This is a genomic window from Mesorhizobium sp. CNPSo 4671 (assembly GCF_057784245.1).
Map to the genome: position 1 here is coordinate 753238 of NZ_JBWLUW010000004.1, position 12033 is coordinate 765270.

A 12033-nucleotide genomic window follows, 5' to 3' on the forward strand; every position below is an offset into this window, starting at 1 on the left:
TCTTTCGGAATTCAGGGTTCCGCGCTCATCAAGGAGCACGAGCCGGGGCCGGCGCCGCGCCAGCCAAACAATCTTGGCCGTTCGTACTTCCTGCCGCCGCTCTTGTACAGGGCGCGCCATGAAGGCCATGCGACGCAGCGCCAATTGACTCCTGCCGCAAACCGCGTAAAAGCCCGCTTCGAACGGGATCGTTTTTCGATGCGCGGCCTTTTGATGGCTTTTCTTGCATTCGACGCCCCCAGCCACAATGTAAAGCATTGGGCCGGGCGCTTGGACGTGTCCGTCCGTTCCAGCAAAACCATGGCCAAAACCACCACCAAAACGGTGTGATTCCCTTGGCCTAACCACCCTCTCCCGGGTTCGGCCCGGGGGACGGAACCCGCATTGGCCGGCGGGTTTTCTCCAAAAACCAAGCGGAGAGGGACAGGAGATCTTTATGAGTTTCAAGGTTGCAGTCGTCGGCGCCACGGGCAATGTGGGCCGGGAAATGCTCAACATACTGGAAGAGCGCGGCTTTCCGGTAAGCGAAGTCGTGGCGCTGGCCTCGCGGCGCAGCCAGGGCACGGAAGTGTCGTTCGGCGACCGCACGCTGAAGGTCAGGACGCTGGACCAGTATGATTTCTCCGACACCGACATCTGCATCATGTCGGCCGGCGGCAACGTCTCCAAGGAATGGTCGCCGAAGATCGGCAAGCAGGGCTGCGTCGTCATCGATAATTCGTCGGCCTTCCGCTACGACCAGGACGTGCCGCTGATCGTGCCCGAAGTGAACCCGGACGCGATCTCGCTGTTCACGCGCAAGAACATCATCGCCAATCCGAACTGCTCGACGGCGCAGCTGGTCGTGGCGCTGAAGCCGCTGCACGATTTCGCCACCATCAAGCGCGTCGTCGTCGCCACCTACCAGTCGGTGTCCGGCGCCGGCAAGGAAGGCATGGACGAGCTGTTCACCCAGACGCGCGCGGTCTTCGTCGCCGACCAGGTCGACGTCAAGAAGTTCACCAAGCGCATCGCCTTCAACGTCATTCCGCATATCGACGTCTTCCTCGACGACGGCTTCACCAAGGAAGAGTGGAAGATGGTCGCCGAGACCAAGAAGATGCTCGACCCCAAGATCAAGCTGACGGCGACCTGCGTGCGCGTACCGGTGTTCATCGGCCATTCGGAAGCGGTCAACATCGAGTTCGAGAAGCCGATCACCGCCGACGAGGCGCGTGATATCCTGCGTGACGCTCCCGGCTGCCAGGTCTTGGACAAGCGTGAGGACGGCGGCTACATCACGCCGCTGGAATCGGCCGGCGAGGACGCCACCTTCATCTCACGCATCCGCGAGGATTCGACCGTCGACAACGGGCTGTCGATGTGGGTCGTCTCCGACAATCTGCGCAAGGGCGCGGCGCTGAACGCCGTGCAGATCGCCGAGCTTCTGGTCGAGCGCGGCCTGATCCAGCCGAAGAAGAAGGCGGCCTGACGGCGGTTCTTCTTTCGCTCACGGGCCGTATCGCCGCTGCCGCGGCGGGCCCTGCGCGGGGCGCGCCGGACGACCGGCGGCCCGCAGTCGCGGGCTCGGCCTTCGGTCGGGGAGCTAAAGACTCGCGACGCCATTGATGAAAGCCAATCTCCCCCCTTGTGGGGGAGATGTCCGGCAGGACAGAGGGGGCGCTGGCCCTCTATCCTCTCAATAGATATCACTATGTTCGCTGATTTTGTTGGTCTCAAATGAGCAGCGAGGTTGGCATGCCGTCACCCCCTATGCCCTGTTCTCTTTCGCCAGCTGCCGCAGCAACACCAACGCCTCCTGCGCCCGTTCCGCCGGCACGAACAGATGGTCGTGATAGAAAGCCGAGACCGGATTGACGCCCATGCCGGCGCTGGCCAGACGCTTGGTGATGGCGGCGAGGAAGCCGACGGCTTCCAGCGATGAGTGGATGTTCAGCGTGATCATCCGGCAGCGGAAGGACGCGCTCAGTCCGGCTGCCTCTGCCGTGGCCTCAGCCACGATCAGCGTCACGCCCTCGCGCTCGCGAAACACCATCACCGGGTCGAGGCCTTCCGGTTGGGGCACGCCAGGCGCCAGGGTGGCGAAGACATAAATGCCGTCGAGCAATTCCGGCGTCATCGATGCCAACAGTGTCTTCAGATCGGTTTCGCCGGTCATTTTTCTCGCCTGAACTGGGACGGGCAACAGGCTTCTTGATAGCCGCAACCTGGACATGCCGATAGTCCGCGCCGCGCACGACATGGCGATGTCGCTGGCGGCCGGGCTTGCGGATCCGTCGCATCGCACAATACAGGAGCTTGGGGCCGATGCCGGCCCGTGAAAGGCCAGTCCATGATCGTTCGCCCGCGCCCCAACTTCCTGCAGCTGTTCTTCATCATGCGCGGCTCCGTGGTGCCGCGCATCCTGCCGCAGATCTTCGGCTTCGCTATCTATTCGGCGGTCATCCTGGTCCTGGCGCGATGGTTCGAGCTCGATCTCGGCGTCTTCAACATCACGCCCTTCGGGCTGGTCGGCGTGACACTGTCGATCTATCTGTCGTTCCGCAACAACGCCGCCTATGACCGCTGGTGGGAAGCGCGCAAACTGTGGGGCACGCTGGTTTTCGAAATCCGCAACTTGGCGCGCGCCACGACCAGTCTCATTCCTGACCCCGCCGAGCAGCGCGCCTTGCTGATGGAGGCGCTGGCCTTCTGCCATTTCCTGCGCGGCCAGTTGCGCAAGACCGACAGCATCAAGGACGCCCGTGCCTTCATCGATGCCGAGGCGGAGACGGTCGCAGCCTTCGCCAATCCGGCCGACGAGATGGTCAGGCGCATGGGCCGGCGCGCCAATGCGCAGCGGCGGGCGGGTGAAGTCGATCCGATCGGCTTCCGCATCCTCGATGAGAGGCTTGCGTCGATCACGGCCATCCAGGCCGGCTGCGAGCGGATCGCTGGCACGCCCCTGCCCTTCGCCTATACACTGCTCGTGCACCGTACGGCCTACATCGTCTGCCTGCTGCTGCCGATCGGCTTGATCTCGAGCACCGGCTGGGCAACGCCACTGTTCACGGCGCTGATCGCCTACACCTTCTTCGGCCTCGACGCGCTTTCGGAAGAACTCGAGGATCCGTTCGGCACCGAGGCCAACGACCTGGCGCTGGACGGCCTGTGCCGTGTCTGCGAGGTCTCGGTGTTCGAGGCCCTGGGGGAGCCGCCGCCGAAGATGCTGCCGGCTGAGAAGTTTTATTTCTCCTAGACCATGGCCCAGCCTGCTTGCCATCTGGGGGACGGCTCAAAAAGAATGCGACCCCTGTAGGATTGCCGGCCGATGCCGCGTCCTTGGTTCGACCCCAACAAAAAGGGTTCTAGCCATCAGGAGGGAACACCGATGAGCATTTCCGAAACCGCGCCAATCTCGTCCGGCGCCTTGTGGACCGGCCGCGTGCTCAGCGGCCTCATCATTCTGTTCATGATCTTCGACGGCGTCATCAAGCTGCCGCCGCTCGATGTCGTCACCCAGACGATGGTGCCGCTCGGCTGGCCGGCCGACGCCAATGTCGCGCGCCTGCTCGGCATGATCGGCCTGTTCGCGACGGCGCTCTACGCACTGCCACGCACATCGGTGCTCGGCGCCATCCTGCTCACCGCCTATATGGGAGGCGCCATCGCCACCAATGCGCGGATCGGCAATCCGCTGTTCTCGCACACGCTGTTCGGCGTCTATCTCGGCCTCGTCCTGTGGGGTGGCCTCTACCTGCGCGACCCCAAGGTGCGCGCGCTGATCCCGTTCAGCCGATAGTCTCATTGTTTTCCTGGAATTGCTTAGGGAGAGAAAGATGTTCAGCACCATCCTCATTGTCCTGGTCATCATCATCGCCGCCGTCCTCATCTATGCCGCGACACGGCCTAATGATTTCGTCACTACCCGCACCGCCACCATCAAGGCGCCGCCGGAGGCGATCTTCCCGCTGATCAACGATTTTAGCCGCTGGCCCGAGTGGTCGCCTTACGAAAAGCTCGACCCCAACATGAAGCGCACGCTTTCCGGCGCGCAGAGCGGCAAGGGCGCCGCCTATGCCTGGGAAGGCAATGGCAAGGCCGGCAAGGGGCGCATGGAGATCGTCAATTCGGTGCCGTCCTCGCTGGTCGCGCTCAAGCTCGATTTCGAGAAGCCGTTCCGCGCCAGCAACAGTGTCGACTTCACCTTGATTCCATCGGGCGAGAACACCGCCGTCAGCTGGTCCATGCGCGGCAGCCGGCCCTTCATCGCCAAGCTTATGGGCCTGTTCATGAATTTCGACACGCTGATCGGCCGGGATTTCGAGGTCGGCCTCGCCAATCTAAAGCGCAACACTGAGGCATGATCCGACTGGACACAGCCGCTCGCCGGAAGTCGCCCGAGCGAGCGGCGCCAAGATCTTCATCCTCTCTTGGATCAAATTTGCCGTCCGCGAGTTAAGCACTTGGCGGAGCGATGGCGATCCCCCTGTGAGAGGAACAAAAATGAAGAAAATCATGACCATTCTGGTGCTGACGATGGCATTGGGCGCGTGTTCGCAGACGGAAAAAGGCGCAGCTATCGGTGGACTGGGTGGCGCGGCGGTCGGTGCCGCGGTCGCCGGTGATCCGGTGCAAGGCGCGGTCGTCGGAGGCGCTGTCGGTGCGGTGGCCGGGGCGCTGATCGGCCATGCCAGCGAAAGCGGCCAGTGCCGGTATCGCGACCGCCATGGGCGGGTCTATGTCGACCGCTGCCCGAGTGGTTATTGAGCGGCGACCAGCAGCGAAAAAAGCAAGACGGCGGGCGTCTGGCCCGCCGTCTTCGTTTGAAAACACCCTACAGCAGGTTCCGGATCAAGTCCCAAGCGTCGCGGCCGAGACGCGCATCGGCGTGATCATTGCCGCCATGGGCGTGCGACGCGGACCGCGGCGTGGTCTCGCCCGGCAGGAGAATGCGGTGGCCGGCATCAGGGCTTGAAACGAGACGCGTGGCCTTTCCGGCCTGCTTTCGACGCCGGACAATCAATTCCGCAAAATCCAGGGATGGCCACAGCGCATCATCGCTGCCCGCGACCAGCACAATCTCCGCTGAGATAAGCTCGACGGGAATGGCGGCCCTGTCGGCTTCCTGTTTGAAGCTTGTCAGGCAGTGCTGGAAAAGCCCCCTGTGGGACACAAGGCCATCGACGTAGCTCGCGTCCCAATTCGGTTCGGTCGGAACGAACGGGAGCGGAACCCCCTTCAGCATCCATGACGATCGTTCGGGCCAGCTGGCGCCGTCGCGGCCCGGACCGATATTGCCCCAGACCACCGATGTCGGGCTGATCGCTACCACGGCATCGATGCGCGGGTCGTGAACCGCCGCGAGCAGGGACGCCTCGGCACCTTTCGAGGTTCCGACATAGACGATGCGGCGGCATCCCAACCCGACAAGACAGTCGGCCGCGGCGAAAAACGTTTCCAAGGGGATTTCACAGATTCCAGGTACTTGGCCTTCGCCGCCAAACCACTGGAGCGCGAGCGCGGACGCCCCTTGTCTGGCAAACAGCCGGGCGCGGCCGACGTCGACGCGGCCGCTGGATCCACTCAGCACCACGACGCCCGTTTTGGCGCCAGCGCATCGCAAGAGCGTTCCGGCAACACCGCCGGACAGGATTTCTTCCGTGACGGCCTGTTTGCCCATCCGCTCCCATCAGCCTGAATGCCGCCATGACATGCCGGACAATAGCAAAACGGCGGGCACTGGCCCGCCGTTTTGTCGTTGCGATGAAGCGATATTATTCGGCCGTGGCGGCTTCGGCGGGTGCCGCGGAAGCGGCCGCAACGGCGGCGGCGGCGTCTTCCTGCGCCTTCTTCAGCAAAGCGGCGCGTTCCTGCGCCTTCTTGCCCGGCTCGGCCTTCTTCGGGTTGGAGCGGGCGTCGCGCTTGGCAAGGCCGGCCTCGTCGAGGAAGCGCAGCACGCGGTCGGTCGGCTGGGCGCCGTGCGACAGCCAGTGCTTGACGCGGTCGGCGTCGACCTTGACGCGCTCGCCGTCCTTCGGCAGCAGCGGGTTCCACGAGCCGAGCGACTCGATGAACCGGCCGTCGCGCGGCGAACGGGCGTCGGCGACGACGACGTGGTAGTAAGGACGCTTCTTCGAGCCCGCACGGGCCAGTCTGATCTTCAGTGCCATTTTCTTTTCTCCTAAAAGCTCTGATTTCGTTGATTGGTTGAAGGCTGGTTGGGTCAGCCGGTTTTCATCACGCCGTTGGCAGCGGCGATCTGTTCGTGGTGGCGGATCACTTCGCGGACGACGAAGTTGAGGAATTTTTCCGCGAAATCGGGATCGAGATGCGCATCCTTGGCCAGCTGGCGAAGACGGGCGATCTGCTGTTGCTCGCGCGCCGGGTCGGCCGGCGGCAGGCCGTGCTCGGCCTTCAGCACGCCCACCGCCTTGGTGCAGCGGAAGCGCTCGGCCAGCATGTGGATGAGGGCGGCATCGATGTTGTCGATCGAGGCGCGGTAGCCGGCCAGGATGGTGCGCGCGTCGGCCATGTCTTTTTCTTCGTTCATAGCGTCCTCACTTCTTCTTGCCGAGACCTGGCAGTCCGCCGCCGCCGAGGCCGGGAAGCCCCGGAAGTTTCATGCCGCCGGGCAGGCCAGGCAGGCCACCGCCGCCGGGAAGGCCGCCGGGCAAGCCCTTCATGCCACCGAGGCCGGCGGCCTGCGCCTGCTTCTGCAAGGCTTCGAGCTGCTTGGGGTCCATCTTGGAGAGATCGGGCATGCCACCCATGCCGCCCATCCCGCCGGGCATCATGCCGCCAAGGCCCATCTTGGATGCAAGGCCGCCCATCATGCCGCGCATGAGGCCGCCGCCTTTGCCCTTGCCGCCCATCGCCTTCATCATATCGGCCATGCCGCGATGCATCTTCAACAGCTTGTTGATCTCGGCGGCGTCGGTGCCGGAGCCGGCGGCGATGCGCTTCTTGCGCGAGTGCTTGAGAATGTCGGGATTGGCGCGCTCGGCCTTGGTCATCGAGGAGATGATGGCGAGCTGGCGGCCGAACATCTTGTCGTCGAGACCGGCGGCGGCCATCTGGTCCTTCATCTTGCCCATGCCGGGCATCATACCCATGATGCCGCCCATGCCGCCCATTTTCGACATCTGCTGAAGCTGCTGGGCGAGGTCGTTCAGGTCGAATTTGCCCGACTGCATCTTCTTGGCCATCGCCGCCGCCTGCTCGGCGTCGATGTTTTCCGCGGCCTTTTCGACGAGGCTGACGATGTCGCCCATGCCGAGGATGCGGTCGGCGATGCGTTTGGGGTGGAATTCCTCCAGCCCGTCCATCTTTTCGCCGGTGCCGATCAGCTTGATCGGCTTGCCGGTGACGGCGCGCATCGAAAGGGCGGCACCGCCACGGCCGTCGCCGTCCATGCGGGTCAGCACCAGGCCGGTGATGCCGACGCGTTCGTCGAAGCTCTTGGCCAGGTTGACGGCGTCCTGGCCGGTCAGCGAATCCGCGACCAGCAGGATTTCGTGCGGGCTCGACACCTTCTTGATGTCGGCCATCTCGACCATCAGCGGCTCGTCGATGTGGGTGCGGCCGGCGGTGTCGAGGATGACGACGTCATGGCCGCCGAGCTTGGCCGCCTGGACGGCGCGCTTGGCGATGTCGACCGGGTTCTGGCCAGCAATGATCGGCAGCGTAGCGACCTTGGTCTGCTCGCCGAGCTGGCGCAGCTGCTCCTGCGCGGCAGGCCGCCGCGTGTCGAGCGAGGCCATCAGAACCTTCTTGTTCTGACGCTCGCTCAGCCGCTTGGCGATCTTGGCCGAAGTGGTCGTCTTGCCGGAGCCCTGCAGGCCGACCATCATGATAACGACGGGGGCCGGCGCGTTGAGGTCGATGGCGACGCCTTCGGCGCCCAGCATGTCGACCAGCTCGTCATGGACGATCTTGACGACCATCTGGCCAGGCTTGATCGACTTCAGCACCGCGGCGCCGACGGCCTTTTCGCGCACCTTGTCGGTGAAGGAGCGCACCACTTCCAGCGCCACGTCGGCCTCGAGCAGCGCACGGCGCACCTCGCGCAGCGCCGCAGAGACATCAGCCTCCGACAGCGCGCCGCGGCCGGTGAGGCCGTTCAGGATCGAACCAAGACGTTCCTGTAGCGATTCAAACATACTGTTTCCTTTTCCCTGGCACCCGGATGGTGCCCGAGAGGTAATGCGTTCGCGCCAACTGTCCAATCAAAAGCAAAGCCCAAAACCAAAAAGCACCCGGGGGCGCATTGCGCTGCCGGGTGTTGGCCTCCAGGATCTCTTTACAGCACCCACCTCAAAGAGGCTTCGGCGTCCTGGTCGGCTTGCTCGGAGGGATACTCGTCGCGGAATTCGAGGCGTGTAGACAGGAAATCGGCCGCGGAGTCAAGACAAGGGCCAGTCTGGCGGCCCCTCGCGTCGCAATCAGGCCGTGCTCGTGGCGTCCGAAAGCTTGGCCCCAACCCTGAGTGGCGAACGCGGATGCAGCAGCAGCACGATCGTCAGCAGGCTGCAGGCGATGCCGATAAGGGCGATGAGAAGCGCATCCGACATCATCCAGCCCGGCCCTTCGAGGGGTCTCGCGGTGAACAGGGCGAAGGAATTGCAGCTCTCCTGGTGCGAGATCAGCAGGAAGCCCGTCAGATTGTTGCCGAGATGGGACCGAGTGCGGCACCGAGATTGCCGGTGGCGTGGACCACGAGTGTCAGCAGCAGCGCGAAAGCGGCGATCGAGACCAGCACGCATGCGTTGATGGTGGGTGACGAAGCGCTGCTCCAGTGCAGCGAGGTGAACGGCAGGCCGGGCAGCAACGCCCAGATCAACGGGTTGCTGAATCGGTTGGCCAGACCGCGCAGCAGGTAGCCGCGAAACAGCACCTCTTCCGAGGACGTCTGCAGCAATGTGAGCGCGACGATCGGGACCAGAAACAGCAGCCACGACGACAGGCTGATCGTGCCGCGCGCGATCCCCGGCTGCAGGAGGTAGAGCAGGATTTCGGACAGAGCCGAGGTGATCAGCACCGCGATCAGCCCCTTGAGGAAGTCCGGCCGCGACACACGACGGCTGGCTCCAAGCAGCGCCGACAACGGTTCGCCGTGCACCCAGCGCATGGCGATCCACAGGCCGATTCAGATGCCGGCGAAGGAGGTGAGCGCGCTGAGGATGCCGATCGGGGAGGCAAGGAACCCCGCCATGCCGGATGAAGCCGCCGATGCCTGCCAGGCGAAGAAGAGACGGGCGCCGCCGATGAGCACGGCCGCGGTGGTGGCGCCCCACAACACGATGACGATCAGCGTTCCCAGCAACAGACGCGGCAAGGTGGGTCCTGGCGTTCGGCGACCGCCGGTAGCGCTCGAAGGCAGTGTCGTCGATCGTCACGCTGGTCTCTGGGTGGGTGCTTCGCCCGCATGATCTAGGAGATCAGCATCCAGCATGCAATCTCCTGGCCCGCGGTCGTCGAAGCAGAAATATGCTCGCAACCTAGGCGTGGCGAATCAGAAGGGTCATGGCGTCGACGACTTTCTGAGCCGCGGCGCCCGTGGCAGACCTTTCATTGACAATGATCGACGTGCGAAATGGAATGTCGAGCTCGATTTCCTTCAACACCAGCCCAAACTCGGAGTAGAAGCTCGCGGTGAACGGATCGACGACCGCGAGCGATTGGCTGCCCCTGACCAGCGCGCAGGCCAAGAACGACTGGAAGATATCGGCGACCGTATTGGCGCCAGTCGCGTCAAGCAGCTTCGCGCCGTCGCGGTTGCGCCGGAAGTAGAGCTCGCCCAGGGAAACAAAAGGATAGCGCGGAAAATCCTCGAGCTGGACCCGTTCGCGATCGGCAAGCGGATGATGGCCGTCCATCACGCAGACGCTGTTCCGTTCGAAAGTGGTGACGCATATCGTGTCGAGAAAGGACACGCCGGCGTCCACCACGCCAACGTCGGTCAGGCGCGAGGCGACGGAGGATACGATCTCGGTCGAGCTGCGCACCGCGATCGTCGTCCTTGCTTCCGGAAACCGCGTGCGCAGCTGCTGGATCGCCTCCGGCACGATCTTGAAGGACATCGCGGCCAAGGTTCCGATGCGCACGACGCCGCGCTTCAGCTCCCTGATCTCCTGCGCCGCCATGATCAAGTTGCGGGCGCCGTGAAAAGTCTTGTTGACCTCGCCATAAAACAGCAGGCCCTGCTCGGTGGGAACCAACCGGCCATGCGAGCGGTCGAACAGGCTGAGGCCGGTGTCGGTTTCCAGTTCCTGTAGCAGGCGGCTGACACTTGGTTGCGACACGCTGAGTGCGGTCGCGGCACCCGACACGGAGCCGGCCACCATGGTCGCCTCGAAGGCTTCCAACTGCCGAACGCTAAGTCCCGAAAAGCGCATCTTTGTCTCCCTGTATAGGATTAGCACATACCGGACGAAAATCTTGATCTTTGATTCCGTTGCGTTTCAGGCCGTAGCTGCACGTCTGACAGGGAACGGACGGGAACGGTCGTGAAGCGCAGCAACTTCATCTTCATCTGTGCCGACCAACTGCGCTACGACGCGCTGTCGGCCACCGGCAACCGTGTCGCCCGCACGGACAACATCGACCGGATCGCCACGCGGGGCGCGACATTCCATCGGCATTTCACGCCGAACCAGATCTGTTCGCCGAGCCGGGCAACCATGGCGACCGGACTATACCCGCGCCATCACGGCCTGTGGCGCAACGGCGTGGCGCTCGACGAGCGGCTCCCCAATCTCTGGCAGTCGCTCTCGCAGGCGGGTTATGCCACCAGAGGCGTCGGCAAACTCCATTTCCAGCCGCTGCTGGCGCCGGCCGAGCGCGGCATGCCGGAATCGCTTGCCTATTGGGCTAAACCCGGCAGCGAGCGCTGGCGCGGGCCTTATTTCGGCTTCGACGCCGTCGACCTCGTCATGGGAGAAGCCAACGAATCCACCCGAGCCGGCCACTATGCCGCCTGGCTGCGGCAAAACCACCCAGAGGTGGTGGCTCTTTATGAGCCGGAAGCCAGTGCCGACAGCCAGGCAGAGGATTTGAGGGAGGTCTGGAAGAGTGCGGTGCCGGCCGAGCTGCACTATACCAACTGGATCGCGGACAGGGCCGTCGATTTCATCGAGCGGCAGAGCGGGCGAGAGGAGCCGTTCGGTCTCTTCGTCTCTTTTCCGGACCCGCACCATCCTTTCGCTCCGCCCCGGCCCTATTGCGATCTGTTCCAGCCGGATCATATGCCCCGGCCAACCATCCGTGCGGGCGAGCTGGAGCGTATGCCAGCCTATCTTGGCAATGGGGATGATCCCAGGAAAGAGCCCTATATCGCCAGCGGTGAGCCGCAGCGCGAGCAGGGTTTCCTGCTGCGGACGGACAATATTTCGGCGCAGACGCTCGCCATAGCCATCGCCCACACGCATGGCATGGTGCAGATGATCGACGATGCCGTCGGGCGGTTGCTGAAGGCGCTGGCCGGCGCCGGCGCGCTTGACAATACCTATGTGATCTTCACATCCGATCATGGCGAACTGCTCGGCGACCATGGGCTGTTGCGCAAGGGTCCACCGCCCTACCGGCAGTTGCTGCAGGTGCCGCTGGTGCTTTGCGGCCCGGGAATTCATGCTGGAACCAGCGTCGATGCCCTCACCAGCCATATCGACCTGTTCGCCACGGTCGCATCACTGCTTCGCCTGCCGGCGCCCGCAACCGACGGCATCGACCTCAAGCCACTGATCGACGGACGAGCCACCGCGGTGCGGGATTTCCTGCTTGCCGAATATCATCCCCGCCGGGACGCCTGCCTCTACAACCAGTCGGTCATCACCAAGGATTGGCGGTTCACCCGCTATCCCAACGAACCCGCATGGGGCGAGCTCTTCGACCTTCGCGATGACCCTTGGGAGCATTGGAATCTGTTTGGCGAAAAAGAGTTCAGCGGCCAGGCGCGCAAGCTGAATTCGGTTCTCGATCAAGCGTTGCCGGCGCGCCCGCTGATACCGAACGAAGTCCTCGGCGCCTACTGAAACCAGAAAATGGGGGAATGAC

At 63.7% G+C, this 12033-nt stretch carries 15 protein-coding genes; 6 read left to right on the top strand and 9 right to left on the bottom strand.

The window, feature by feature from the left end; all coding sequences use genetic code 11:
• The first annotated feature begins 436 nt into the window (after window positions 1–436).
• Window positions 437–1471, top strand: coding sequence for an aspartate-semialdehyde dehydrogenase (locus AC04SF_RS15690; RefSeq protein ID WP_056574440.1), 1035 nt, complete (start codon window positions 437–439; stop codon window positions 1469–1471).
• A 279-nt stretch (window positions 1472–1750) separates the two neighbouring features.
• On the opposite strand, the gene AC04SF_RS15695 is transcribed toward AC04SF_RS15690, so the two are convergent.
• The gene (locus AC04SF_RS15695) at window positions 1751–2158 is read right to left on the bottom strand and encodes an ACT domain-containing protein (RefSeq protein ID WP_488478548.1); all 408 of its coding nucleotides are present in this window, start codon (window positions 2156–2158) and stop codon (window positions 1751–1753) included.
• Window positions 2159–2332: 174 nt separating this feature from the next.
• On the opposite strand from AC04SF_RS15695, the gene AC04SF_RS15700 reads away from it, so the two are divergent.
• From AC04SF_RS15700 to AC04SF_RS15715, 4 genes are all read left to right on the top strand, one after another.
• A complete protein-coding gene (locus AC04SF_RS15700) occupies window positions 2333–3238 on the top strand; it encodes a bestrophin family protein (RefSeq protein ID WP_488478549.1) in 906 nt (301 codons plus the stop codon).
• 132 nt (window positions 3239–3370) lie between these two features.
• Entirely contained in the window at window positions 3371–3781 is a 411-nt protein-coding gene (locus tag AC04SF_RS15705; RefSeq protein ID WP_488478550.1) for a DoxX family protein, read from the top strand.
• 37 nt (window positions 3782–3818) lie between these two features.
• On the top strand, window positions 3819–4346 hold the full coding sequence (locus tag AC04SF_RS15710; RefSeq protein WP_488478551.1) for an SRPBCC family protein: 528 nt from the start codon (window positions 3819–3821) through the stop codon (window positions 4344–4346).
• Between the two features lie 139 nt (window positions 4347–4485).
• Window positions 4486–4749: a YMGG-like glycine zipper-containing protein gene (locus tag AC04SF_RS15715; protein ID WP_019862099.1), complete on the top strand. Its 264-nt coding sequence runs from the start codon at window positions 4486–4488 to the stop codon at window positions 4747–4749.
• Between the two features lie 67 nt (window positions 4750–4816).
• Here the strand turns inward: AC04SF_RS15715 and AC04SF_RS15720 are convergent, their stop codons facing one another.
• From AC04SF_RS15720 to AC04SF_RS15755, 8 genes are all read right to left on the bottom strand, one after another.
• A complete protein-coding gene (locus AC04SF_RS15720) occupies window positions 4817–5662 on the bottom strand; it encodes an acyl-CoA thioester hydrolase/BAAT C-terminal domain-containing protein (protein ID WP_488478552.1) in 846 nt (281 codons plus the stop codon).
• Window positions 5663–5756: 94 nt separating this feature from the next.
• The gene (gene rpsP, locus AC04SF_RS15725; protein WP_202352201.1) at window positions 5757–6152 is read right to left on the bottom strand and encodes a 30S ribosomal protein S16; all 396 of its coding nucleotides are present in this window, start codon (window positions 6150–6152) and stop codon (window positions 5757–5759) included.
• 53 nt (window positions 6153–6205) lie between these two features.
• Window positions 6206–6532, bottom strand: coding sequence for a chorismate mutase (locus tag AC04SF_RS15730; RefSeq protein ID WP_096451779.1), 327 nt, complete (start codon window positions 6530–6532; stop codon window positions 6206–6208).
• A 7-nt stretch (window positions 6533–6539) separates the two neighbouring features.
• Window positions 6540–8141: a signal recognition particle protein gene (gene ffh / locus AC04SF_RS15735; protein WP_096451777.1), complete on the bottom strand. Its 1602-nt coding sequence runs from the start codon at window positions 8139–8141 to the stop codon at window positions 6540–6542.
• A 282-nt stretch (window positions 8142–8423) separates the two neighbouring features.
• Window positions 8424–8552, bottom strand: a complete 129-nt coding sequence (locus AC04SF_RS15740; RefSeq protein WP_488478553.1) for a hypothetical protein — start codon at window positions 8550–8552, stop codon at window positions 8424–8426.
• 86 nt (window positions 8553–8638) lie between these two features.
• On the bottom strand, window positions 8639–9109 hold the full coding sequence (locus AC04SF_RS15745; protein ID WP_488478554.1) for a CPBP family glutamic-type intramembrane protease: 471 nt from the start codon (window positions 9107–9109) through the stop codon (window positions 8639–8641).
• 18 nt (window positions 9110–9127) lie between these two features.
• Complete coding sequence (locus tag AC04SF_RS15750) at window positions 9128–9316, bottom strand: hypothetical protein (RefSeq protein ID WP_488478555.1); 189 nt, start codon at window positions 9314–9316, stop codon at window positions 9128–9130.
• A gap of 163 nt (window positions 9317–9479) precedes the next feature.
• Complete coding sequence (locus AC04SF_RS15755; RefSeq protein ID WP_488478556.1) at window positions 9480–10376, bottom strand: LysR substrate-binding domain-containing protein; 897 nt, start codon at window positions 10374–10376, stop codon at window positions 9480–9482.
• A 111-nt stretch (window positions 10377–10487) separates the two neighbouring features.
• On the opposite strand from AC04SF_RS15755, the gene AC04SF_RS15760 reads away from it, so the two are divergent.
• On the top strand, window positions 10488–12011 hold the full coding sequence (locus tag AC04SF_RS15760; protein ID WP_488478557.1) for a sulfatase family protein: 1524 nt from the start codon (window positions 10488–10490) through the stop codon (window positions 12009–12011).
• The last annotated feature ends 22 nt before the right edge of the window (window positions 12012–12033 follow it).

Coding starts and splice junctions, on each gene's coding strand:
- AC04SF_RS15690 (WP_056574440.1), top strand. CDS start 437: ATGAGTTTCAAGGTTGCAGTCGTCGGCGCCACGGGCAATGTGGGCCGG.
- AC04SF_RS15695 (WP_488478548.1), bottom strand. CDS start 2,158: ATGACCGGCGAAACCGATCTGAAGACACTGTTGGCATCGATGACGCCG.
- AC04SF_RS15700 (WP_488478549.1), top strand. CDS start 2,333: ATGATCGTTCGCCCGCGCCCCAACTTCCTGCAGCTGTTCTTCATCATG.
- AC04SF_RS15705 (WP_488478550.1), top strand. CDS start 3,371: ATGAGCATTTCCGAAACCGCGCCAATCTCGTCCGGCGCCTTGTGGACC.
- AC04SF_RS15710 (WP_488478551.1), top strand. CDS start 3,819: ATGTTCAGCACCATCCTCATTGTCCTGGTCATCATCATCGCCGCCGTC.
- AC04SF_RS15715 (WP_019862099.1), top strand. CDS start 4,486: ATGAAGAAAATCATGACCATTCTGGTGCTGACGATGGCATTGGGCGCG.
- AC04SF_RS15720 (WP_488478552.1), bottom strand. CDS start 5,662: ATGGGCAAACAGGCCGTCACGGAAGAAATCCTGTCCGGCGGTGTTGCC.
- rpsP (WP_202352201.1), bottom strand. CDS start 6,152: ATGGCACTGAAGATCAGACTGGCCCGTGCGGGCTCGAAGAAGCGTCCT.
- AC04SF_RS15730 (WP_096451779.1), bottom strand. CDS start 6,532: ATGAACGAAGAAAAAGACATGGCCGACGCGCGCACCATCCTGGCCGGC.
- ffh (WP_096451777.1), bottom strand. CDS start 8,141: ATGTTTGAATCGCTACAGGAACGTCTTGGTTCGATCCTGAACGGCCTC.
- AC04SF_RS15740 (WP_488478553.1), bottom strand. CDS start 8,552: ATGTCGGATGCGCTTCTCATCGCCCTTATCGGCATCGCCTGCAGCCTG.
- AC04SF_RS15745 (WP_488478554.1), bottom strand. CDS start 9,109: ATGCGCTGGGTGCACGGCGAACCGTTGTCGGCGCTGCTTGGAGCCAGC.
- AC04SF_RS15755 (WP_488478556.1), bottom strand. CDS start 10,376: ATGCGCTTTTCGGGACTTAGCGTTCGGCAGTTGGAAGCCTTCGAGGCG.